Here is a 24,501-nt window from a genome sequence, read left to right as displayed (position 1 = left end):
ACCCGGCGGGCAGGATGGTGGGCATGGCTACGGCGCCGGCAGAATTCGGCGCGGCGACCCGGGAGTGGTTCGCCGCCGCCTTCGCCGCGCCCACGCCCGCGCAGGACGGCGCCTGGCGGGCGATCGCCGCCGGGCGGCACGCGCTCGTCGTGGCGCCGACCGGCTCCGGCAAGACGCTCGCCGCGTTCCTCGCCTCGCTCGACCGGCTGGCCCGCGAGCCCCGGCCGGACGAGCCGAAACAGCGCTGCCGGGTGCTCTACATCAGCCCGCTCAAGGCGCTCGCGGTCGACGTCGAGCGCAACCTGCGCGCGCCGCTGACCGGCATCCGGCACGCCGCGTCCCGGCTCGGGCTGCCCCCGCCGGACATCACGGTCGGCATGCGCACCGGTGACACCCCGGCCGACGAGCGGCGCGGCTTCGCCCGCACCCCGCCGGACATCCTGATCACCACGCCCGAGTCGCTGTTTCTGCTGCTCACGTCCGCGGCGCGGGAGTCGCTGCGCGGCGTCGAGACGGTGATCATCGACGAGGTGCACGCGGTCGCGGCCACCAAGCGCGGCGCCCACCTCGCGCTCTCGCTGGAGCGGCTCGACGCGCTGCTGCCGAGACCGGCGCAGCGCATCGGTCTCTCCGCCACGGTCCGGCCGATCGAGGAGGTCGCGCGCTTCCTCGGCGGCGCCGCGCCGGTCGAGGTGGTGCAGCCGCCGTCCACCAAGACCATCGAGGTCAGCGTGCAGGTCCCGGTGGAGGACATGACCGCGCTCGGCGACGACTTCGGGTCCGGCCCGGAGCCGGACGGCGGCCCGCCCGACCCGGGGCGGTCCCGGCCGTCGATCTGGCCCGCGGTCGAGGAGCGGGTCTATCAGCTGATCACCGAGCACCGGTCGACGATCGTGTTCACCAACTCCCGGCGCGGCGCGGAGCGGCTCTGCGCGCGGCTCAACGAGCTGGCCGAGGAGCATGCGGTGCCGGGGGAGGGTGGCGCGCCCGGCCCCGGTCCGGCTGCTCCCGGCCGGACCGGCGAGGGCACTGGATCTTTCGCCGCGGGCAAGGTGGCGGGCATGCCGGCCGAGATCATGGCGCAGTCCGGGCAGTCGCACGGTGCGCCGACGATCATCGCGCGGGCGCACCACGGCAGCGTCTCCCGCACCGAGCGCAAGCAGATCGAGGAGGCGCTGAAATCCGGCGACCTGCCCGCCGTGGTCGCCACCTCCTCACTGGAGCTCGGCATCGACATGGGCGCGGTCGACCTGGTCGTGCAGATCGAGGCGCCGCCCACGGTCGCGGCCGGCCTGCAGCGCGTCGGCCGGGCCGGTCACCAGGTCGGCGCGGTCTCCCGTGGCGTCGTCTTCCCCAAGCACCGCGGCGACCTGCTCTCCTGCGCCGTGGTCGCGGAGCGGATGACGGCCGGCGCGATCGAGGAGATGCGCTACCCGCGCAACCCGCTGGACGTGCTCGCCCAGCAGATCGTGGCCATGGTCTCGATGGACCCGTGGACCGTCGCCGACCTCTCCGAGCTGCTGCACCGCGCCGCGCCGTTCGCGGAGCTGCCGCCGTCCGCGCTGCACGCCACGCTCGACATGCTGTCCGGGCGATACCCGTCGACCGCGTTCGCCGAGCTGCGCCCGCGCCTGGTCTGGGACCGCACCGGCGACGTGCTCACCGGCCGCCCGGGCGCGCAGCGGCTCGCGGTCACCAGCGGCGGCACCATCCCCGACCGCGGCCTGTTCGGCGTGTTCCTGGCCGGCGGCGCGCCCGGCGCGCGGGTCGGCGAGCTCGACGAGGAGATGGTCTACGAGTCCCGCGTCGGCGACGTGTTCCTGCTCGGCTCGTCGTCCTGGCGGATCGAGGACATCACGCCGGACCGGGTGCTGGTCTCGCCCGCGCCCGGCCAGGCCGCGCGCATGCCGTTCTGGAAGGGCGACTCGCCCGGCCGCCCGATCGAGCTGGGCCGGGCCATCGGCGCCCGGCTGCGCGCGCTCGTCAAGGCCGGCGACGAGGCCGCGACCGAGGCACTGCGCGCCGACGGGCTGGACGACTGGGCCGCCGGCAACCTGGTGACCTACCTCCGCGAGCAGCGGGACGCGGTCCGCGCGCTGCCGGACGACCGCACGGTCGTGGTCGAGCGCTTCCGCGACGAGCTGGGTGACTGGCGAATGGCCGTCCACTGCGTGCTCGGCGCCAAGGTCAACGCGCCGTGGGCACTCGCGATCGGGCGCCGGCTGACCGAGCGGTACGGCGTGGACGCGCAGGTCGTCCCGTCCGACGACGGCATCGTGGTCCGGCTGCCGGACACCATGGACACGCCACCCGGCGCCGACCTGATCGTCTTCGAGCCGGACGAGCTGACCCAGCTGGTCGAGGAGTCGGTCGGCACGTCCGCGCTGTTCGCGTCCCGGTTCCGGGAGTGCGCGGCCCGCGCGCTGCTGCTCCCGCGCCGCGACCCACGCCGCCGCCAGCCGCTCTGGCAGCAGCGGCAGCGCGCCGCCCAGCTGCTCGACGTCGCCCGGGAATACGCCGACTTCCCGGTCACGCTGGAGGCCGCGCGCGAGTGCCTGCAGGACGTGTTCGACCTGCCCGGCCTGCTCGGGCTCGCCCGCGACCTGGCCGGCCGCAAGGTGCGCGTGGTCGAGGTGGAGACGCCGCGGCCGTCTCCGTTCGCCCGGTCACTGCTCTTCGGTTACGTCGGGGCGTTCCTCTACGAGGGCGACGCGCCGCTGGCCGAGCGCCGGGCCGCCGCGCTCGCGCTCGACGCCACGCTCCTCGGCGAGCTGCTCGGCCGTGTCGACCTGCGCGAGTTGCTCGACCCCGAGGTGGTCGCGGAGACCGAGGCGCGCCTGCAGTGGCTCACCGAGGAGCGGCAGCCGCGCGACGCGGAGGACGTGGCCGAGCTGCTGCGCCTGCTCGGTGACCTGTCCCCGGCCGAGCTGGCGCTGCGCGGCGCCGGCTCGTCGTGGGCCGCATCCCTGCGGGACGCGCGCCGCGCGGTGCTGGTGCGGATCGCCGGCGAGGAGCGCTGGATCGGCATCGAGGACGCCGGCCGCGTCCGCGACGCGCTCGGGGTGGCGCTGCCGGTCGGGCTGCCGGAGGCGTTCCTCGCGCCCGCACCGGATCCGCTCGGCGACCTGGTCGCGCGCTACGCCCGCACGCACGGCCCGTTCTCCGCCGCCACCTGCGCGGCCCGGTTCGGGCTCGGCGTGTTCGTGGTCGAGCAGGCGCTGCGCCGGCTGGCCGCGGCCGGGCGCGTGGTCACCGGCGAGTTCTCCCCGGTTGCCGGCGGTGCGGCCGGCACCAGCGAGTGGTGCGACGCCGAGGTGCTGCGACTGCTGCGCCGCCGCTCGCTGGCCGCGCTGCGCCGGGAGATCGAGCCGGTCCCGGCCCGCGCGCTGGCCACGTTCCTGCCGCGCTGGCAGCAGGTCGGCGGCGCCGCGCGCGGCGTCGAGGCGGTCGCGGCCGCGATCGACCAGCTGCAGGGCGTGGCCGTGCCCGCGTCCGCGCTGGAACGGCTGATCCTGCCCGCCCGCGTCGCCGACTACACGGCCGGCCACCTCGACGAGCTGTGCGCCACCGGCGAGGTCGTCTGGTCCGGCGCCGGCACGCTGCCCGGCAACGACGGCTGGGTCACGCTCGCCTACGCGGACGCGGCACCGCTGATCCTGCCGCCGGTCGACGACGCGCTCCCGCTGACCCCGCTGCACCGCGCGATCCTGGCGGCACTCGCGGACGGGCAGGCGCTGTTCTTCCGCTCCCTCTCCGACCGCACCTTCCAGACGCTCGCCGCGACCACGGCGGCCGCCACCGCGGCCCCGGCCGAACCGCCCGCCGACGGCCAGACCGCGCGCGGCCGAGTCCCCGGCTCCCGCGCGACATCCGCGGACGAACCCCCGGCTGAGGGCCGGGCCGTGCGGGGGCGCCGGGGCGGTGGATCGCATGGTGCCGGCCCGGCGCCGGCGGACGGATCCCCGGCTGAGGGCCGGGCCGTGCGGGGGCGCCGGGGTGGTGGATCGCGTGGTGCCGGCCCGGCGCCGGCGGACGGATCCCCGGCGGAGGGCCGGGCCGTGCCGGGGGACCAAGGTGCTGGATCGCGTGGTGGCGGCGCGGTGTCCGCGGACGGGCTGCCGGTCGAGATCGCGGCTGAGGACCGGGCCGTGCCGGGTCGCCCTGGTTCAGGCGGCGCGTTCCCGGCTGACGCACCGGCTTCCTTACCGGCCGATACGCCGGCTTCCGCCGGTGTCGAGAGCGGCGGCGACGGGCCGGCCGGCGATGCGGATCCGGCCGTCGGCGACGCCGTCACGACCTGGGGTTCCGACCGGCCGGTGGTCTCCGGCCGGCGGCCGTCCGGGCGGGACCTCCTCGGTGGCCGGGACGCGGCGTTCCGGCCGACGGCGAAGGGTGGGCTGGTCGACGACGCGGAGATGGCGGCCGCGGTCTGGGATCTGGTGTGGGCCGGATACCTGACGAACGACACGATCGCGCCGCTGCGCGCACTGCTCGGCTCCGGCGGTGCGCACAAGACCAAGCCGGTCGCGTCGCGCGGCCGGTACCGGCGGCCGGGCCGGATGGCGATGCCCAGCCGGGGCGGGCCGCCGACGATGGCCGGCCGCTGGTCGCTGCTGCCCGAGCGCGACCCGGATCCGACCCAGCGCGCCGCCGTGACCGCGGACCTGCTGCTCGAGCGGCACGGCGTGGTAACCCGCGGCGCGGTCGCCGCGGAGGGCCCGCCCGGCGGGTTCTCCGGCGTCTACCCGGTGCTCGCGGCGATGGAGGAGCGTGGAGCCGCGCGGCGCGGCTACTTCGTCGAGGGCCTGGGCGCGGCGCAGTTCGCCGTGCCGGGCGCGGTCGACCGGCTGCGCGCGCTCGCGGACAAGGCCGAGGACCCCAGCCGGCGCTCCGCGGGCGGCCCGGCGCTGATCCTGGCCGCGACCGACCCGGCGAACCCGTTCGGCGCGGCACTTCCCTGGCCGGACCGCGCGGTCGACTCCGGCGACGGCTCGGCCGGCGCGGCACAGCCCGCGCGATCCACCGGAGCCGGCGAGGCGCCGGCGCCGCTGCCCGCCGCCGGTGCGTCCCAGGCCGCGCGGCCAGCCGGTGCCGGCGAGCGGGCCGGCGGCGCCACCGGGCGGTCCCGGGCGATCGCCTGGGACGGCACGGGCACCGGCGCTGACGACGCGGCCCGGCAGACCGTGGGAAGCCCCGGAGGCGATCCGGTCCCCGGACCGGCCGGCCGGCCGGGCGGCACCGGGCACCGCGCCGGGCGGAAGGCGGGCGCGCTGGTCGCGCTGGTCGGCGGCGAGCTGGTGCTCTACGTCGAGCGCGGCGGCCGGACGCTGCTGTCGTTCACCGAGGAGCCGGACGCGCTCGCGGCCGGGGCGAAGGCGCTCGCGGACGCGGTGCACTCCGGTGCGCTCGGTGCGCTCTCGGTCGAACGCGCCGACGGCGAGACGCTCCGCGCCTCCCCCCTGCGTGACGCGCTGACGGCGGCGGGCTTCCGTCCCACCCCTCGTGGCCTCCGCCTCCGCTCCTGACGAGACCCGCCCAGCCGGGCACGATCTGTCCTTGCGGTCTCCGTGTTCGAGGAGGGCCCCTGTCCGCTTCGCTCCCGACGAGGCGCGGTCGGTCCGTCCTGCGGTGCGTTCGCCCGGCGGCGGGCAGTTGATGTGCCGGAGAAAAAGCTGGTCATCGGCGTTTCTGCGGGCTTATTCCGTACCCACGGGAGATTTGATCTTGGGTTTGTCTCACAGCGAATGCCCAGCGGTCGCTGGTAGTGTGCCTGCATGATCGACCCCAGCCCAGAGGGCTGTAGTCCCCAGCCGGGTGAGCCCCGGCCTTCGCATCAAAGCCCCGCACGCACCGAGGGTGACTTGTCGTGCTGATCGTGGTGGGGCTTCTGCTGATTCTCGTGGTGACCGCCGCTACCGGCTACTTCGTGGCCCAGGAGTTCGGTTACGTCGCCGTCGACCGTGGCAAGCTGCGCCAGGAGGCGGAGGCGGGCGATGCCGCCGCCGCGCGGGCGCTCAAGGTCACCGAGCGGCTCTCGTTCATGCTCTCCGGCGCGCAGCTGGGCATCACCGTGACCGCGCTGCTGGTCGGTTACGTCGCGGAGCCGTTCCTCGGCGGTGGCCTGACGGAACTGTTCGGCGTGGCGGGCCTGCCGGCGGCGGTCAGTTACCCGATCTCGATGGGTCTGGCGCTGGCGTTCGCGACCGTCGTGCAGATGATCTTCGGTGAGCTGGCCCCCAAGAACCTCGCGATCGCGCGGCCGGAGGCGCTGGCCAAGGCGCTGAGCCGGTCCACGCTGATCTACCTCACCGTGTTCGGTCCGGTGATCAAGCTGTTCGACCTCGCGGCCAGCCGGTTGCTGCGCAGCATCGGCATCGAGCCGGTCGAGGAGCTGCCCGAGGGCGCGACCGCGGAGGATCTGACCCAGATCATCGCGGAGGCCCAGAAGGAGGGCCACCTCGACGCGGACACTTCCGCGCTGCTCGACCGCGGCCTGGACTTCCGCCGGCTGACCGCCGGTGAGGTCATGGTGCCGCGCGTGGACGTGTCCAGCGTCAGCGCGGCCGACCCGGTCAGCCGGGTGGTCGAGCTGATGGCGTCCGGTCACTCCCGCTTCCCGGTGCGCGGCGCCGACGGCGTCGACGACGTGATCGGCGTGGTCGGCGTGAACGACGTGCTGGCGGTCGCGCCGGCGCGCCGGGCCGAGGTGCCGGTCCGCGAGATCACGTCGCCGCCGCTGATGGTGCCGGAGTCGCTGCCGGTCCCGGCCGTGCTCGACCGGCTGCGCACCGGTCACCGGCAGCTCGCCATCGTGGTCGACGAGTACGGCGGCTTCGCCGGCCTGATCACGCTGGAGGACATCGCCGAGGAGCTGGTCGGCCCGATCCGCGACGAGGACGACCTGCCCGAGGCCTCCCCGGTCCGGCAGGACGACGGGTCCTGGCTGGTGCCGGCCCGCTGGCGGATCGACGAGATCGCGGACGCGACCGGCATCGCGCTGCCCGAGGCCGACGAGTACGACACGGTCTCCGGCCTGATCATGCGCCGACTCGGCCGCATCCCCGAGGTCGGCGACGCGCTGGAGCTGACGCTCCCGGGCGGCGACGCGGAGGAGCGGGCACTGGTCAGCGTCGTCTCGGTCGACCGGCACGTGCCCGGCACGGTCCGGGTGGAGGTGCACGTGGGCGAGATCGCGAGTGAATCATCGGCTCAGCGTCGGCCACGACGCGACCGCAGCGTCGAGGGGACGACGGCATCATGAGCACCGGATGGGCCATCGTTCTCGCGCTCCTGCTGCTGGCCGGTAACGCGTTCTTCGTCGCCGCGGAGTTCGCGCTGATCGCCAGCAAGCGGTACCGGCTGGAGCAGGCCGCCGCCGGCGGTGACGCCGCGGACCGGGCCGCGCTGGCCGGCAGCCGCGAGCTGACCGTCATGCTGGCCGGTGCGCAGCTCGGCATCACGCTCTGCTCGCTCGGCCTCGGCGCGCTCGCCGAGCCCGCGATCGAGAAGCTGGTCAGCCCGCTGCTGCACGGCCTGGGCCTGCCGGACGCGCCGAGTCACGTGGTCGCGTTCCTGTTCGCGCTGGTGCTTGTCACGTTCCTGCACCTGGTGCTGGGCGAGATGGTGCCGAAGTCCTGGGCGATCAGTCACCCGGAGAACTCGGCGCGGCTGCTGGCGCTGCCGTTCCGCGGGTTCGCCCGCGCGGTGCGCCCGCTGCTGACCGCACTGAACAGCGCGGCGAACGCGATCCTGCGGCTTTTCAGGATCGAGCCGCAGACCGAGCTCGCGCAGGTGCATGATCCGGAGGAGTTGCGCATGCTGCTCGAGCAGTCGCGCGAGCACGGCACGCTCCCGGTGGATCAGCACGCGCTGTTGACCAGCATGCTCGCGCTGCAGCGGACCACGGTGGCGGAGATCGTCACGCCGGCCGCGCAGATGGTGAGCGTGGCCCCGGGCGACACGGCGTTCCGGATCGAAGAGGTCTCGCACGCGACCGGCCGGTCCCGCCTCGCGGTGATCGACCCGGCCGAGCCCGGTGTGCTCGGCATGGTGCACGTGCGGGACGCGGTGCGCGCCACCGCCGGGGAGAAGGACGGTGCGACCGCGGCGGAGCTGATGTCGGCGCCGTTCACGCTGCGCGCGGACGAGACGCTGATGCAGGCGGTGGGCCGGATGCGGGCCGAGCGGGCGCAGCTGGCGCTGGTGTCGGACGCGGGTTCGACGGTGGGCTTCGTCGCGCTGGAGGACCTCCTGGAGGAGGTCATCGGCGAGTTCGACGACGAGACCGACGCCGTGCCGCGCGGCCGCCGCATGCGCTGAGCCGCCGCACAGGTAACACCCAGTTTTATACGGATATAACGGACTTTTCGGATAAAGGAGGTCGAGGCTCATGGTCTTCAAGAAGATGCTCAGCGCCCTCGGCGTCGGCGGGCCGTCCGTCGACACCGTGCTCGCCAACCCGAACACCCGTCCCGGACTCACGCTCGACGGCCAGGTCAACATCGTCGGCGGCACCACCGCGGTGGACATCGAACACGTCGCGCTCGGGCTGGTCACCCGCGTCGAGGTCGAGGGCCACGACACCGATTGGGACTCCGTCATGGAGTTCCACCGGGTGGTCGTCGCCGGCCGCTTCCGCCTGGAGGCGAACGAGCGGCGCCAGCTGCCGGTCCGCTTCCCGATCCCGTGGGAGACGCCGATCACCGACGTCTACGGCCAGCGGCTGCGCGGCATGACCATGGGCCTGCGCACCGAGCTGTCGGTCGCGCGCGCCGTGGACAAGGGCGACCTCGACCCGATCTACGTGCACCCGCTGCCGATCCAGGAGAAGATCCTGGACGCGTTCATGCGGCTCGGCTTCCACTTCAAGACCGCGGACCTGGAGCGCGGCCGGATCACCGGCGTCAACCAGCAGCTGCCGTTCTACCAGGAGATCGAGTTCTACCCGCCCGCGCAGTACCAGGGCACGATCAACGAGGTCGAGCTGACCTTCGTGACGAACCCGCAGGGCATGGACATCGTGCTCGAGTTCGACAAGCGCGGCGGCTTCTTCACCGAGGGCCGCGACACCTACGGCCGCTACCAGGTCTCGCACGCGCAGGCCGACGACACCGACTGGGCCCAGGTCGTCGACGGCTGGATGCGGCAGGCGGTCGGCGGCTACTCGTCCATGCGCTCCAGCCACGGCGGCGGCTACGGCGCGCCCGGCTACGGGGCTCCGGGCCACGGTGCTCCGGGTTACGGCGCACCCGGTGGCTACCCGCCGCCCGGCTACCCGGCCCCCGGCGGCGGCTACGGCGCTCCCGGTCACGGCGCTCCCGGCTACGGTCACGGCGGCGGCTACCACGGCCACTACCGGCGCGGTCACGGCGGCGGCATGGGCGGCGTCGTGGCGGGCGCGGCCGGCGGCCTCCTCGGCGGCATGATCCTCGGTGAGGCCGTGGAGGACGTGTTCGAGGGTGACGAGGGCGACGAGGGCTGAGTTTTCGGCATCGTCACGGGGCGCGGGGTTCTCCTCGCGCCCCGAGTCGTCTTCCGGAACACACCGCCAGAAACACAAAACCGTTGAAATCGGATATTCCCGCATCCGGCGTGGCGCGGTCCGCATGCTCGGAGCGGGCACCGTCCAATGCCACTCAGCGCATTTCGATCTTGAAGTAGGGGCGGTACGGCCGCGCACCTCCGCCCGGCAGGAATACTGTGAGTTCGAGGTCACCTTTGCTGTCGGTGCGCGCATCGCGCACGGCCTCCGGGCATCGAAACACCGCCGGCGGCGGGCGGAGCCGTACCTCCCGGGCGCCTTATGTCCGAAGTTTCCTGAGCTGCCACGGGCTTGCCTGGCGACGCTACGAAATTCCTTGACGGCCTTTGGCCTGACGCCTGAGTGATCAATCAGTGGAGCAAAAAAGCGATCAACTTCGATTTCTGATCTATCTTTTGCTCCACTGATTGATCACTCAGGTCGCGGCGGTGGCACCTCGCGGGCGAGTAGCCCACGCCAGTGGGTCGATGTCACGATATTTCGGGCGCGGAGCGCCTGGTTGCCGCGCGCGGGCTCGGGTGGGCCTGCGCTCCCGGTCCGAAGGGATGGGCAACGAAGGCGGACCGGCGGCGTCGCGCGGATGCCGGCGAGGTGCTTGTGGAGGGCGCAGGTCGAATTCCATGATCAACTTGGCCTGAGTGGCATTGGGCACCGGTCGGCCGCGGGCGGCCTCCCTAATGGGTTCCGCACCTGGTCACCACAACCCGAGCCCGCTCCCGGCGGGCAACAGCGGACCCGTGATCGGGGCGTCGCCCGTCGTTCTGACGGCTGGGGGACGCCTCGATCACGGTTGCGGGGTTGGTGTCTCCAAGCCGAGTCGTGCGGAACGTGCAGGGAGCCCGGCTGCCGCCCCGACCCCCGCCACCGACCGGAGTGAACGCTCCGCCTCTGCGGCCGACCGGTGCCCGCGGGAGCACTCGGAACTCGGCCACGCCGGAAGCGGGTGTATCTGCTTCCAGGGCTCTTGTGCTTTACAGCGTGGCCGTGGCCAGCTTGGCGCCGAAGGTGACGAAGAGAGCGCCGATCGCGGTGCTGCCGGCGCGGGCCAGCAACCGGCGGCGGCGGAACTGGGCCGCGAGGTAGCTGCCGGAGAGGATCAGCGCGGTCAGGTAGAGCGCGCTGCAGACCTGCACGATCGCGCCGAGCAGCAGGAACGACAGCTCGGGGTGGGCGTAGCCGGGGTCGACGAACTGGATGAAGAACGAGACGAAGAACAGGATCGCCTTCGGGTTCATCAGGCTGATCAGCAGCGCCTTGCGGAACGGCTGGGCGACCGGCGGCTCCTCCGCGGTCGCGGCCGACGCACCGCGACCGCGCCAGGCGGCGCGCAGCATGGACAGGCCGACCCAGCAGAGGTAGGCCGCGCCCGCGTACTTGATCACCAGGAACAGCGGGGGATGGGCGCGCAGCAGCGAGGCCACGCCGGCGGCGGAGAGCACCATCAGCACGGCGTCGCCGAGGAAGACGCCGCCCGCGGCGCGGTAGCCGGTGGCGATGCCGCGGCGGGCCGCGACGGAGAGCACGAACAGCGAGTTGGGACCCGGGAGCAGCACGATCGCCACCGTGCCGATCACGTAGGTCCAGAGGTCGGTCACTCCCAGCACGCCGTGCATCATGCGCCCTCAGGGCGATGCGCCAGAAGACGATTCCGCAGATTGGACCGTGCGCTCGGCCACTCGTCCGCGGTCATCGAGTAGAGCACGGTGTCCCGCCAGGTGCCGTCCGCGCGCCGTTTGTGCCGGCGCAGCACGCCCTCCCTGACCGCGCCGAGCCGCTCGATCGCGCGTTGTGACCGAACGTTGCGGTCGTCGGTCTCCCACGTCACCCGGACCGCGCCGAGCTCCTCGAACGCGCGGGCGAGCAGCAGCAGCTTCGACTCGGTGTTGGCGCCGGTGCGCCAGTGGCTCCGCGCGTAGTAGGTGTGCCCGATCGCGACCGTGCGGTGCCGCTCCTCGATGTCGTAGTACGACGTGGTGCCGATGACCGCACCGGTGCGCGCGTCCCGCTGCACCCACGGCACGGTCGGCGTGGCGGCCAGGCGATTGCGCAGGTAGGCACGCATCTCGTCGAGCGTGCGCGGCGCCGCGACCGGCAGGTGCTCCCAGATCTCCGGGTCGCCGCAGCTCGCCAGCAGGTCGGCCGCGTGCACCAGGTCGAGCGGCTCCAGGATCACGTGCTCACCGCGCAGGACCGCGGGCGTCTCCCAGGCGCTGCGCGCGGGACGAAGATAATCCGGCACGGGTACGGTGACCGCCTCGTCCGGCTCGGGAAGCCCGGTGACCCGGCGGACCGGCAGCACGCCGGCCCAGTGCGGAAGCGTCTCGTCGCCCGGCTCCTCCTCGCCGACGCCGTGCGCGCGGACCTTGGCGGACACCTCGGTCAGCGGCAGTGCCAGCACGGTGGTCTGGCTCAGTTCCCTCTTCGTGCCGGGCCGGCTGTCCGCCGCGCGGCCCACCGCGATCTTCTCGACCAGCGCGGTGAGCGCGCGCTCCTTCTCCACCACGTCGGTGACCGGCAGGGCCGTGCCGTGCGCGATCACCGACCGGTAGTTCGCGCTGTGGTTGAACTGGGAGCGCGCCAGCACGAGCCCGTCCAGGAACGTCGCCTCGACGCAGACGCGCAGGCCGTCGCCGCGCGCGGCCAGCATCGGCCGGCTGCCGGTGGAGCCGTGGAGGTAGAGCGTGTCGCCGACGCGGGCGATCAGCGTGGGCAGCACGCGCGGTTCGCCGTCGACGACGAACGCCATGTGCGCCTCGAGTGACTCGTCGAGGATCCCGTACGCCAGGTCCCGGTCGTAGCGAATCCGCCCCTTGTCGCGCATCGCCGTGGTGCGATGGGTGGGTGAGAAGCCGTCCCCCATGTTGTGAGACCTCCTTTGTGCTAGTACAGTAGGAAAACTGTGGCAGAACATTATCAGATCCTGGGTTCCACGGCGGCCGAGATCTCGGGGAGCGTGGAGGCCGGCGTGCGCTCCGGCGACCTCGGCCCGGGCGCCGCGCTGCCGCCGGTCCGCGCGCTGGCCAAGACGCTGAGCTGTAGCCCGGCCACCGTGGCGAAGGCCTATCAGACGCTGCGGCAACGGGGTCTGATCGAGACCGCGGGCCGCAACGGCACCCGGGTCCGCGAGCGCCCGCCGATCGCCACGTCCGGCCGGTCCGCGCTGCGGCTGCCCTCGCCGCCCGGCGCGCTCGACCTCTCCACCGGCGAGCCCGACCTCGCGCTGATGCCCGCGCTCGGCCCGCGCCTGGCCCGGCTCGCGGCCGCGGAGTTCTCGCCGACCAACTACACGGACGCGGGCGCGCTGCCGGAGCTGGTCGAGCTGGCCCGGGAGCGGTTCGCCGGCGACGGCATCCCGGTCGAGGGCGCGGAGATCACGGTCACCAGCGGTGCGCTCGACGCGATGGAACGGCTGCTCGCCGCGCACCTGCGGCCCGGCGACAAGGTCGCGGTCGAGGACCCGGGCTGGGCCAACGCGCTCGACCTGATCGCCGCGCTCGGCCTGACCGCGGTGCCGATGCCGGTCGACGACGAGGGGCCGACGCCTGCGGGCCTGCGCGCCGCGCTCGCGTCCGGGGCCGGCGCGGCCATCGTGACCACCCGCGCGCAGAACCCGACCGGCGCCGCGGTCAGCTCCTACCGGGCGGCCGAGCTGCGGTCGGTGCTGGCCGAGTCTCCGTCCGTGCTGCTGATCGAGGACGACCACGCGGCCGAGCTGGCACCGGTCACGCTGCACTCGCTGGCCGGCGCGACCGGGTCGTGGGCGTTCGTGCGATCGGTCTCCAAGCCGTACGGGCCGGACCTGCGCCTCGCGGTGGTGGCCGGCGACGAGGCCACCATCGCGCGCGTGGCCGGCCGCATGCGGGTCGGCGCCGGGTGGGTGTCGACGCTGCTCCAGCACGTGGTGCTCTACCTGTGGCGGGACGACGAGGTGATCAACGGCGTGATCCGGGCCCGGGACAGCTACGTCACCCGGCGGCTGGCGCTGCGGGCCGCGCTCGCCGCGCACGGGCTGGACGCGCGCGGGCGCACCGGGCTCAACGTGTGGGTCAGCGTGCCGGACGAGACACGCGCGGTCGCGGCGCTCCGGGACGCCGGATATGTGGTGGCGCCGGGCTCGCTGTTCCGGCTCGCGTCGCCGCCCGGCATCCGGATCACGATCAGCCCGCTGGCCGAGGACGACATCGCGCCGCTGGCCGACGCGGTGGCCGCGGCGGCCGCGCTCGACCCGGTTCCGGCCCGGTCGTCGATGGCGCTGACCGCCTGACCGAGGGCTGTTCAGCGGTCCCCCACCGCGCTGAACGGTCCTCGCTGTTTCTGTCGTACGGATGAGGTAGAACACTGCGTTATGCAGACGGCTGCCCCATTCGTTCCTTCTTCCGCCACGAGCATCGCGGAGCTGCGCGCCGCCGCCCCCGGCTGCCGGGGCTGTGAGCTGTGGGAACCCGCCACCCAGGTGGTCTTCGGCCGCGGCGACGAGCACGCCAGGGTGATCTTCGTTGGTGAGCAGCCCGGCGACGTGGAGGACCAGAAGGGCCTGCCGTTCGTCGGCCCGGCCGGCCACCTGCTCCGGCGCGCGGTCGACGACGCCGGCCTGCCGGTGACGGACCTCTACATCACAAACTCGGTGAAGCACTTCCGGTTCGAGCAGCGCGGCGCGCGGCGCATCCACAAGACGCCGGAGCAGCAGCACATCACGGCCTGCCACCCGTGGCTGATGAGCGAGTTCGCGCAGCTCCGGCCGTCACTGGTGGTGCTGCTCGGCGCGACCGCGGCGAAGGCGGTGCTCGGCCCGTCGTTCCGGGTCACCCGGTCGCGCGGGCAACTGCTGCCGTGGCCCGCGTCCGCACAGCACCCGGAGGACTTCCCGAGCGATCACGAGGCGACCGCGCTGGCCACCATCCACCCGTCCGCGGTGCTGCGCGCCGACGACCGGGAGGCGGCGTTCAACGGTCTGGTCGCGGACCTGCGGGTGGCGGCGAGCGCGCTGACATGATCTCGTGAGGCCATGGGTGAGCTTCTTTCCGCGTGGCGCCCCCGGGCCGTGGAGCGTCGCGATACCGCCGGCCGCACAGGCCGGGTGGAAGATGGCTCATCATGACGGCGGTGCAGCGGCGCACGCTCGCACTCCTGGTGTCGACGCAGATAATCGGCGGGATCGGCGTGGCGATCGGCATCACGGTCGGCGCGCTGCTCTCCGCGCGGATGGCCGGCGTGGGGCTGTCCGGCCTGCCCGGCAGCGGCGCGGTGATCGGCGGCGCACTGCTCGCGGTCCCGGTCACCCGGCTCGTGCAGGCACGCGGGCGACGGCCGGGCATGGCGCTGGCCTACGCCGTGGGTGCGCTCGGCGCGGCGCTCATCGTGCTCGCGGCCGTGGCGGAGTCGGTGCCGCTGCTGTTCCTCGGCATGTTCCTGTTCGGCGGCGGCACCGCGGCGAACCTGCAGGCACGGTACGTCGCGGTGGACCTCGCCGCGCCCGCGCGCCGCGGGCGGGACCTGTCCCTGGTGGTGTGGTCGGCCACGATCGGGTCGGTGGCCGCGCCGAACCTGGCGGACCTCGCGGACCGGGCCGTGGCCGGGCTGCACCTGCCCGTGCTGAGCGGCGCGTTCGTGGTCAGCGGCGTGGCGTTCGCACTGGCCGCGCTGGTGATCCTGCTTCTGATGCGGCCGGATCCGCTGCTTCTCGCCCGTACCCTCGATGGATCCTCCGCTCCTGTCCTTGATCGTCCCTCCGGCGTGCGGGCCGGTGCCCGCGTCGTCGCCGGGCTGCCCGACGCGCGGCTCGCGATCGCGGCCGTCGCCACCGGCCACCTGGTGATGGTCGCGGTGATGTCGATGACGCCGGTCCATCTGGGGGAGGGGCACGCGGACGCGGACCTGCTGCGCGTCGTCGGCCTGGTGCTGAGCGTGCACATCGCCGGCATGTACGGACTGTCCCCGCTCACCGGATGGCTCGCCGACCGATTCGGCCGCCGACCGGTGATCATCGGCGGGCTGGTGTCGCTCGTCACGGCGTGCGCGATCGCGGGCACGGCCGGGCACGACACCCCGCGGCTGACGCTCGGCCTGGCGCTGCTCGGGCTGGGCTGGTCGGGCACGATGGTGGGTGGCTCGACGCTGCTCTCCGAGTCCGTCCCGCCGGCCGGGCGGCCCGCCGTCCAGGGCCTGTCCGACCTGGTCATGGGCGTTGCCGGCGCGGGTGCGGGCGCGCTCAGCGGCGCGGTCGTGGCGCTGGCCGGATATGGCACGCTGACGGTGCTGGCCGCGATGGCCGCGCTGCCGGTGCTGACGCTAGCGTTGCGGTCCAAGGACGCTGCTTCATCCAAGGAGACGTGAGTGCGGCTGACAGATTTCTGGCAGCGGATGGACGAGGTCTTCGGCGCGGGTTACGCGCCGAGCCTCGCGAGCGATCAGGTGCTGACCACGCTGGGTGGCCGGACCGTGCGGGAAGCACTCGACTCGGGGGTGGCCACCATCGTGGTCTGGCGGGCCGTTTGCGCTGCTTATCCCGATCGGGTGCCCGCGAAGCTCCAGTGAATAGCACACGCGTTCGGGCGTGTCGTGTGGATCTCGTACAGGTGTTCGGCTATCGTGCGATTCCGGGTAAGGGTTCGGCATCGGCGGCCCCCGGAGGCTGTTTTTGTCATACCCAGCGCCTAGCGTGTTGCGCGTGACGAAAGGTTCTTCGAAGACGCCCGCGAAGTCGGCGAATGTAGGGGTGGGTTCAATGGCGGCAGGTCCTGACCGCGAAAAGGCGCTCGAGCTCGCTCTGGCGCAGATCGACAAGCAGTTCGGCAAGGGCTCCGTCATGCGGCTCGGCGAAAAGCCGCATGTCCAGATGGAGATCATCCCGACCGGTTCCATCGCGCTCGACGTGGCGCTCGGCGTGGGCGGTCTGCCGCGCGGCCGGGTCGTCGAGGTCTACGGTCCGGAGTCCTCCGGTAAGACCACGGTGGCGCTGCACGCGGTCGCCAACGTGCAGCGGGCCGGTGGCATCGCCGCGTTCATCGACGCGGAGCACGCGCTCGACCCGGAATACGCGAAGGCGCTCGGCGTCGACACCGACGCGCTGCTGGTCTCCCAGCCCGACACGGGCGAGCAGGCGCTCGAGATCGTCGACATGCTGGTCCGCTCCGGCGCGCTCGACGTCATCGTCATCGACTCGGTGGCGGCCCTGGTGCCGCGCGCCGAGATCGAGGGCGAGATGGGCGACAGCCACGTGGGTCTCCAGGCCCGCCTGATGAGCCAGGCGCTCCGCAAGATCACCGGTATTCTCAACAACTCGAACACCACGGCGATCTTCATCAACCAGCTCCGCGAGAAGATCGGCGTCATGTTCGGCTCGCCGGAGACCACGACCGGTGGTCGCGCGCTGAAGTTCTACGCCTCGGTCCGGCTCGACGTGCGCCGCATCGAGAGCCTGAAGGACGGCACCGACGTGGTGGGTAACCGCACCCGCGTCAAGGTCGTGAAGAACAAGGTCGCGGCGCCGTTCAAGCAGGCCGAGTTCGACATCATGTATGGCAAGGGCATCTCCCGCGAGGGCTCGCTGATCGACGTCGGCGTGGAGCAGAGCATCATCCGCAAGTCCGGTGCGTGGTATACGTACGATGGCGACCAGCTCGGCCAGGGCAAGGAGAAGGCGCGCGAGTTCCTCAAGGAGAACCCGGACGTCGCCGCCGAGATCGAGAAGAAGATCCTGGAGAAGCTCGGCGTGGGCCAGACCAGCGGCGACGCCGCGGGCGGCCCCGAGCTGCCGCCGGTCGACTTCTGATCGCGGGCGCAGCAATGGCAGGCCGACGCGGAGCGCGTTCGGGGCGGGGCTGGGATGCCGCGCCGCCCCGGGCGCGCCGATCGTCCAGGCGTTCCGACGAGCCTGAATATCAGGTCTTCGGCTCGGACAGCGCCGCCGGCGACCCTGAGCCGCCGGACCCCTTCGGAGATGCCGAGGCGGCCGGTCCCGGTCCGGCCGCTCTCGTTTCCGATGACGCCGGTGGTGCCGGTGGATCTGGCAACGCTGGTGGATCCGGTAGCGCTGGTGATTCCGGTGGCGCTGGTGGCTTCGGCCGTGCGGGTCGGCGGCAGCGGCGGGGGGCGGCGGCCGGCTTCGGGTCCGCGGAGGATTTCCTGGCCGGCGACGACCAGGCGCAGAAGCCGGCGCCGCGGGACGAGGCCGAGCTGGCGCGCGAGATCTGCCTGCGGCAGCTCGCCACCCGGCCGCGCACGCGGGCGGAGTTGGCCACCGCGCTGACCAAGCGGGAGATCTCCGCCGAGGTGATCGAGTCCGTTCTCGCGCGCTACGACGAGGTCGGCATGATCGACGACGCGGCGTTCGCCCGGGAGTGGGTGACGACCCGGCACCGCGGCCGCGGTCTGTCCCGGCGCGCGCTCGCCGACGAGCTGCGCCGCAAGGGCGTCGACTCGGAGACCGCCGGCGCCGCGCTCGACGAGCTCGACCCGGAGACCGAGGAGTCGACGGCGTTCGCGCTGGCCGAGCGTAAAGTGCGCACCGCCCGTGGCGAGCCCGACGCGGTCTTCCGCCGGGTCGTGGGCATGCTGGCCCGCAAGGGATACCCGGCCGGCCTGGCGATCCGCGCGGTCAAGGCCGCGATGGAGGCCCAGGCCGCCGAGGCCGAGGAGCTCGCCGGCGGCTACGCCGAACTCGTCGACCAGATCGACCCGGACGCACTGGCGGACGCAGCGCGCGGAGACTCGGACCCGGTCTGAGCGGCCTTCGGCCGCGCGGGTGCGGTGCCGGAAGACTCGGAGCCGTCGTGAGTGGCGGTGCGCGCGGAGACTCGGACCGCGGGTCCGGGCGGGGTTCGGCCGCGCGGGTGGGGTGCCGGAAGGCTGGGAGCCGCCGTGAGTGGCGGTGCGCGTGGAGACTCAGACCGCGGGTGCAAGCGGGGTTCGGCCGCGCGAGTGCAGTGCCGGAAAGGCTGGGAGCCCTGAGCCGGCGGATTCGCTCGTAAGCTCGCTCATACCGGCACCCGCTCCCGGACCGGTGCCGGCAACGGCGGAGCCGCCGTGAGCGGCGGTGCGCGCGGAGATTCAGACCGGTCTGAGCGGCCCTCGGCCGCGCGGGTGCGGTGCCGAGCACGCTCCGCGCCGTCGTGAGCCGGGGTGGGCGCGGAGACTGGGATCTGGTCTGAGGCAGGGTGCTCGCGCAGACCCGGCGCGCTGAGATTCGGCCCGGGCCGGGCGGGCGGGCCGCGCGGCCGGTGGTCGTTTCGGGTGGTCGCCGAAACTTTCGGTGTCATGGCCGGGAAATTGTGATCACGGAATCCACGGCCCGCCGATCCAGCCCGGCCGATTTGTCCATGATCGGCGGAAACCCCCCATGAGTGAGGTCGTTAACCCCTGGGTAGTATGAGCTGGGCGTGAGCATACGTGTGCCGTGTGTCCCACCTGCTTCCGGATGAGGTCTCCTTGACCGAACGGCCCTCTGCGACCTAGCCTCGCGTACAAAGAGGATTGCCCGACCATCGCAGGCTAAGCGCACAACATAGATCGCGTAACAACACGGCATCATTTCAAGGTCTCACTGCGTCATGATGCCCTCCACCGTCGGCCCGGCCGCGCCGACGGTGGCCTGACATACCTCGGCCTGCCGAAGCGCGCCCGGAAGGACGCGCCCGGTGGGTCGTACCCACGGCCAGCCGCCCCGGTCGGGCAAGTCCGTGAGCCGCAAGACGGCGCATGAGCCGCTGCAGAAGGCGTCCCATGCGGGCGAACGGTGAGGGGAGGCGGCGGTGACGATCGAAGCGCACGCCGGAGAGGGCGCCGACGGGCCCGGGAAGCTGGACCGGCGATGACGGCGCTGGACGTGGCGCTGCTCAGCGCCGTGCTCTTACTGTGCGTGCTGGTGGGAGGCGTCGTCGCCTACGGCGTCCGCGTGCTGCGCCGCCTGCAACCGGTCACCCCCGCGCGTCCCGCCGAGGACGACCCCGCGTTCCTCGCGCAGAAGGACAAGCAGGAACGCTCGCTCGCCAAGCTGCAGACCGCCGCCGCCGAGGCCACGTCCGCGGTCGAGGAGGCGAAGAACGAGACCGTCGCCGCGCGCACCGACGCCGCCGCCGCCCGCGCCGAGGCCAGCTCGGCCCGCGCCGAGGCGCGCCGCGTGCTGGACGCCGCGCACGCGGAGGCGGACACGATCCTGGACCGCGCGCACCGCCAGGCCGAGGCCGATGCCGAGCAGGTCCGCGCCGCGGCCCGGCGAAGCGGCGAGCGCGAGGTCGCGCTGCTCAACGCGACCGTCAAGGAGCAGGCCGCCGAGGTCGAGCGCCGCGCCGCCCGGATCGACGAGCGGGAGCGCCAGCACACCGAGGAACTGGACCGGCTGATCGAGCGCGAGCGCCGGCTCGCCGACCGGGAGAGCGATCTCACGGCCCGGGAGCACTCGCTGACCGAGCGCGAGACCGCGGTCGCCGAGGCCGAGGAGGTGCGGCAGCGTGAGCTGGAACGCGTCGCCGGGCTCACCGCGGACGCGGCCAAGACCGAGGTCGTGGAGACGATCGAGGCCCAGGCCAAGCGCGAGGCCGCGATCCTGATCCGGGACATCGAGAACGACGCCCGTAACACCGCGGAGGATCGCGCCCGGCATCTGGTCGTCGACGCGATCCAGCGGGTGGCCAGCGAGCAGACCGCGGAGAGCGTGGTCAGCGTGCTGCACCTGCCGAGCGACGAGATGAAGGGCCGGATCATCGGCCGTGAGGGCCGCAACATCCGCGCGTTCGAGTCGGTCACCGGCGTCAACCTGATCATCGACGACACCCCGGAGGCCGTGCTCCTCTCCTGCTTCGACCCGGTGCGCCGCGAGATCGGCCGGCTGACGCTGGACAAGCTCGTGCTGGACGGCCGGATTCACCCGCACCGGATCGAGGAGGTCTTCGAGACCGCCAAGGACGAGGTCGAGCGCCTCTGCCTGCGCGCGGCCGAGGACGCGCTGGTCGAGGTCGGCATCACGGACATCCACCCGGAGCTGGTCACCTACCTGGGCCGCCTGCGGTACCGGACCAGCTACGGGCAGAACGTGCTCAAGCACCTGGTCGAGACCGCGCACATCGCCGGTGTGATGGCGGCGGAGCTGAAGCTGGACGTGCCGACGATCAAGCGGTGCGCGTTCCTGCACGACATCGGCAAGGCGCTCACCCACGAGGTCGAGGGCAGCCACGCGCTGATCGGCGCGGACCTGGCCCGTAAGTACGGCGAGTCCGAGGACGTGGTCCACGCGATCGAGGCGCACCACAACGAGGTCGCGCCGCAGACGATCGAGGCCGTGCTCACCCAGGCGTCGGACGCGTGCTCCGGCGGCCGTCCCGGCGCCCGCCGGGAGAGCCTGGAGGCCTACGTCAAGCGGCTCGAACGGATCGAGGAGATCGCCGGCGGCAAGGGCGGCGTCGACAAGGTCTTCGCCATGCAGGCCGGCCGCGAGATCCGCGTCATGGTCCGCCCCGAGGACATCGACGACATCGCGGCCGCGGTCCTGGCCCGCGACGTGGCCAAGCAGATCGAGGAGGAGCTGACCTACCCCGGCCAGATCCGCGTCACGGTCGTCCGCGAGTCCAGGGTCACCGAGATCGCCCGCTGAAGAACCATTCGGATCTACCCGCCTCCGGCGTGGTGCAGCCCGCATGCTCGGAGCGGGCACCGGTCCAATGCCACTCAGCTTAAGTTGATCGTGAAATCCGGCCTGCACTTTCACAAAGCGCCCCGCCGATGTCCCCGCAACGCCCGCCGGCCCTCCTCTGTCACCCACCCCGTCAGGCCGGGGAGCGCGGGTTCGGGCCGGGGGCGCGAGTTGACCCGGCCCGCTCGCGATATTCGGGCGCTGCGCGCCCCGAATATCGCTACATCGCACCCTCCGGCGCGGACTACCAGCCCGCGATATGCCACCGCCGAGGACTGAGTGATCAATCAGGTGAGCAAAAGGTAGATCGAAAATCGAAGTCGATCGCTCTTTTGCTCACCTGATTGATCACTCAGGTGCCGGGCCCGGGATTCCCGGGCGTCGCTTGCAGGCGGCCGGGCGCTTCATCAGGAGATTTCGGGCGAACGGTGCCCGAGTCCCCACGGGGGCGCCCCGCCCGCCGTCGGCGGTGTGCCGACCCCCGGAGACCGCGCGCGACTCGCGCACCGGCAACACGGGGGCTGCGGAACCCGGACCGGACGAAAGCCCTTCCCTGCCGGTGGAAGCGGAAAGTGCGTCCTTCACGGTGTTCGCGGGGGACTCGGAGGCCGCCGCGGTCGCTCGTTGTGGCCGTAGGACTTAGAGCGACCGGCACTAGGTCAAGATCCACATAGGTGGGACCCCGGTATGGAGGGCAGGCACGGGTCCATCGATTATCGGAGTTCTTCACGCTTCGTAACCGATGGAGTCCCGTGCCTGTCCTGCCATCATCGTTGTTCGAGCCTGTCTGGGTCCAGTTCGCCGCGCTGCTCCCGCCTCGGCCCAGGGTGGCCGCGTCGCATCCGCTGGGATGTCATCGGCCCCACATCCCGGACCGGGTCGTGTTCGAGCACGTCATCGCCGCGCTGGTGCACGGTTCGGGCTACGAGGTGATCGCGACCGAGGCGTGTTCGGACCGGACGATCCGCCGCCGTCTGGCTGTCTGGGCCGAGGCGGGTATCGCTCAGCAGGTCCATGAGCTGGCGTTGGACGCCTACGACCTGATGATCGGCCTGGACCTGGCCGATGTCAGCGTCGACGGTGCGATCACGAAAGCCCCGTGCGGCGGCGAGAAAGCCGGCCGGTCACCGGTCGACCGCGGCAAGGGCGGGATGAAACGCTCGACCGGCGCCGACGCGACCGGGATCCCGCTCGGGATCGTCTCGACCAGCGCGAACCGGCACGACTCGCTTTTGCTACGCGATACGTTCTCCGCCTGCTCCACCCAGATCGGCCACCGGTGGCCCGACCGCGTCGCCGCGCACCTCGACGCCGCCTACGACAGCCGGCGCACCCGCGACCTGCTCGACGAACTCGGCTTCGACGCCGACATCGCCCGCAAAGGCGTCCCCGCACCCATCCAGGCAGGTAAACGCTGGGTCGTCGAACGCACCAACCTCCTGGATGAACGACTTCGGCAAGATCCGCCGCTGCACCGACCGCAAGGCCACCATCATCGACTTCTACCTCTACCTCGCCGCCGCGATCGTCACTGTCCGTCAACTCATCCAACGCGCCCGAACCCGCTACCGATGGCAGACCCGGCCCACCACCCGCAGACTCAAGTGAACCTATTGCCGGGCGCTCTTATAGGGCGCCGGAAGCGTGAAGGGCGCCCCTCGGGGCGCCCTTCACGGTCTTCGTGGGTCGTCCGCCGGCGGCTCCGAGGCCGCCGGTGACGGAAGCGGGCTATCCGGCGACGCCGCCTCCACCGCCCACGCCGGACGGCATCGCGACCGCGTCGGCGGCCGCGCGCACCGGGTTGCCGCCGTTGCGCGGAACGCGGATGCCGCGTCGCCGGGTACGGCGCTCGATGTAGTTGGCCAGCGAGGTGAGCAGCGAGTTCACCACGATGTAGATGACCGCGGCGACCAGCGCGGACGCGACGATGTTCGCCCGGTTGGCGCCGAGGTCGTTGACCGCGCGCTGCAGAAGTTCGGGGAACGCCACGATGTAGCCGAGCGCGGTGTCCTTCACCAGGACGACGAGCTGGCTGACGATCACCGGGAGCATGGCGCGGGCGGCCTGCGGGATCAGGATGAACCGCATCACCTGGTTCTTGCGCATGCCGATGCCGTACGCGGCCTCGGACTGACCGGCCGGCACCGCGCGCACGCCGGCCCGGAACGCCTCCGCGAGCACCGAGCCGTTGTAGAGCGTGAGGCCGATGACGACCGCCCAGAACGCCGGGATCGGGACGCCGCCGTTGACGTACGGCAGGCCGTAGAAGATGAAGAAGATCATCAGCAGTAGTGGCACGGCCCGGAAGAACTCGACGATCGCGCCGGCCGGGACCCGGACCCACCAGTGGTCGGAGAGCCGCCCGACCGCGAAGATGATGCCGAACGTCAGCGACAGCACCATCGCGACCAGCGCGGCACTGAGCGTCTGCTGCAGGCCCGGGATGATGAAGTTGAGCCAGGTGTTCGCCTCGAGGAACGGCTTCCAGAGCGAGGCCGCCCACTGCCCCTTCTCGTCGAACTTCAGGTAGATCCAGTAGAGCAGCGCCAGCAGCCCGAGGCCGAAGACGACCGTGAGGACCAGGTTGCGGATCTTGGCGCGGGGGCCCGGGTGGTCGTAGAGGACCGAATCGGTACTCATGTCAGCGCTTCACCGCCAGTCGGTTCGCCAGCCAGCCGAAGAGGTAGCCGGTAGGGATCAGGACCGCCGCGAACGTACCGGCGAAGATCAGGAAGATCAGGATGGTCTGGCTGCCGTACTCGTTGATCAGGGTCTTCATCGCGTTCGACGACTCGGCCAGGCCGATCGTGCCGACGATCGTGGAGTTCTTCGCCAGCGCGATGAAGACGCTGCCCAGCGGTGCGATCACGGCGCGGGCGGCCTGCGGCAGCACGATCATGCGCAGCACCTGGAAGAACGACAGTCCGATCGCGCGCGCCGCCTCGGCCTGGCCGGCCGGCACCGTGTTGATGCCGGAGCGGATCGCCTCGCAGACGAACGCGGCCGTGTAGACGGAGAGGCCGATCACGCCGAGCCAGAAGTTGTTGACGTCGATCTCCTCGGCCAGCGACAGGCCCAGCGTGGAGAAGAGACCGAAGTAGCAGAAGAAGATGATCAGGGTCAGCGGGGTGTTGCGGAAGATGGTGACCCACGCGGCGCCGAAGCCGCGCAGTACCGGGATGGGGGAGACCCTGAAACCGGCCAGGATCACGCCGAGCACGAGCGCGCCGACCGCACCGGCGCCGGTGAGACGCAGGATCCAGCTGAAACCGGTGAGATAGAGGTCCAGATTTTCGGGATCGCTCAGAAGATCCATGACTCGCTTCCTAGCCGG

At 72.4% G+C, this 24,501-nt stretch carries 15 protein-coding genes and 1 pseudogene; 12 read left to right on the top strand and 4 right to left on the bottom strand.

What is annotated here, in order from left to right; genetic code table 11:
* Window positions 1–14: 14 nt before the first annotated feature.
* The 4 genes from J2S43_RS27555 (at window position 15) to J2S43_RS27540 (ending at window position 9,481) form a co-directional block, all read left to right on the top strand.
* Window positions 15–5,525 carry an Lhr family helicase gene (locus tag J2S43_RS27555; protein WP_370881786.1) on the top strand — a complete coding sequence of 1,837 codons (5,511 nt, stop codon included), beginning with the start codon at window positions 15–17 and terminating at the stop codon, window positions 5,523–5,525.
* Between the two features lie 341 nt (window positions 5,526–5,866).
* Window positions 5,867–7,261, top strand: a complete 1,395-nt coding sequence (locus J2S43_RS27550; protein WP_306834063.1) for a hemolysin family protein — start codon at window positions 5,867–5,869, stop codon at window positions 7,259–7,261.
* Window positions 7,258–8,319, top strand: a complete 1,062-nt coding sequence (locus J2S43_RS27545) for a hemolysin family protein (RefSeq protein ID WP_306834061.1) — start codon at window positions 7,258–7,260, stop codon at window positions 8,317–8,319. The genes J2S43_RS27550 and J2S43_RS27545 overlap by 4 nt, the downstream gene beginning before the upstream one ends.
* A gap of 70 nt (window positions 8,320–8,389) precedes the next feature.
* Window positions 8,390–9,481 (top strand): sporulation protein, encoded by a 1,092-nt coding sequence (locus J2S43_RS27540; protein ID WP_306834059.1) that lies wholly within the window; start codon window positions 8,390–8,392, stop codon window positions 9,479–9,481.
* A gap of 1,031 nt (window positions 9,482–10,512) precedes the next feature.
* Here J2S43_RS27540 and leuE read toward each other — a convergent pair.
* Window positions 10,513–11,157, bottom strand: a complete 645-nt coding sequence (gene leuE, locus J2S43_RS27535; RefSeq protein ID WP_306834058.1) for a leucine efflux protein LeuE — start codon at window positions 11,155–11,157, stop codon at window positions 10,513–10,515.
* A complete protein-coding gene (locus tag J2S43_RS27530) occupies window positions 11,154–12,401 on the bottom strand; it encodes a bifunctional pyridoxamine 5'-phosphate oxidase family protein/GNAT family N-acetyltransferase (protein ID WP_306834055.1) in 1,248 nt (415 codons plus the stop codon). Before J2S43_RS27530 ends, leuE begins: the two co-directional genes overlap by 4 nt.
* Window positions 12,402–12,440: 39 nt before the next feature.
* Between J2S43_RS27530 and J2S43_RS27525 the strand changes: the two genes are divergently transcribed.
* The 8 genes and pseudogenes from J2S43_RS27525 (at window position 12,441) to J2S43_RS27490 (ending at window position 22,775) form a co-directional block, all read left to right on the top strand.
* On the top strand, window positions 12,441–13,805 hold the full coding sequence (locus tag J2S43_RS27525) for an aminotransferase class I/II-fold pyridoxal phosphate-dependent enzyme (RefSeq protein WP_306834053.1): 1,365 nt from the start codon (window positions 12,441–12,443) through the stop codon (window positions 13,803–13,805).
* A gap of 81 nt (window positions 13,806–13,886) precedes the next feature.
* On the top strand, window positions 13,887–14,534 hold the full coding sequence (locus tag J2S43_RS27520) for a UdgX family uracil-DNA binding protein (protein WP_306834051.1): 648 nt from the start codon (window positions 13,887–13,889) through the stop codon (window positions 14,532–14,534).
* Between the two features lie 101 nt (window positions 14,535–14,635).
* On the top strand, window positions 14,636–15,874 hold the full coding sequence (locus J2S43_RS27515; protein ID WP_306834049.1) for an MFS transporter: 1,239 nt from the start codon (window positions 14,636–14,638) through the stop codon (window positions 15,872–15,874).
* A complete protein-coding gene (locus tag J2S43_RS27510; RefSeq protein ID WP_306834048.1) occupies window positions 15,875–16,075 on the top strand; it encodes a DUF3046 domain-containing protein in 201 nt (66 codons plus the stop codon). It begins immediately after the preceding gene.
* A 190-nt stretch (window positions 16,076–16,265) separates the two neighbouring features.
* Window positions 16,266–17,312 (top strand): recombinase RecA, encoded by a 1,047-nt coding sequence (gene recA, locus J2S43_RS27505; protein WP_306834046.1) that lies wholly within the window; start codon window positions 16,266–16,268, stop codon window positions 17,310–17,312.
* 353 nt (window positions 17,313–17,665) lie between these two features.
* The gene (locus J2S43_RS27500) at window positions 17,666–18,265 is read left to right on the top strand and encodes a regulatory protein RecX (RefSeq protein WP_306839479.1); all 600 of its coding nucleotides are present in this window, start codon (window positions 17,666–17,668) and stop codon (window positions 18,263–18,265) included.
* Between the two features lie 1,084 nt (window positions 18,266–19,349).
* Entirely contained in the window at window positions 19,350–21,128 is a 1,779-nt protein-coding gene (gene rny, locus J2S43_RS27495) for a ribonuclease Y (RefSeq protein ID WP_306834044.1), read from the top strand.
* A 791-nt stretch (window positions 21,129–21,919) separates the two neighbouring features.
* Window positions 21,920–22,775 (top strand): annotated as a pseudogene (locus J2S43_RS27490) (IS5 family transposase).
* 120 nt (window positions 22,776–22,895) lie between these two features.
* Here J2S43_RS27490 and J2S43_RS27485 read toward each other — a convergent pair.
* The gene (locus J2S43_RS27485) at window positions 22,896–23,807 is read right to left on the bottom strand and encodes an amino acid ABC transporter permease (RefSeq protein WP_306834042.1); all 912 of its coding nucleotides are present in this window, start codon (window positions 23,805–23,807) and stop codon (window positions 22,896–22,898) included.
* Between the two features lies 1 nt (window position 23,808).
* Complete coding sequence (locus J2S43_RS27480) at window positions 23,809–24,483, bottom strand: amino acid ABC transporter permease (RefSeq protein WP_306834040.1); 675 nt, start codon at window positions 24,481–24,483, stop codon at window positions 23,809–23,811.
* Window positions 24,484–24,501: the final 18 nt, after the last annotated feature.

This window comes from Catenuloplanes nepalensis, from assembly GCF_030811575.1.
Lineage (GTDB): Bacteria > Actinomycetota > Actinomycetes > Mycobacteriales > Micromonosporaceae > Catenuloplanes > Catenuloplanes nepalensis.
The sequence above is the reverse complement of the archived record's forward strand: the minus strand, read 5'-3'. Positions and strand labels throughout refer to the sequence as shown.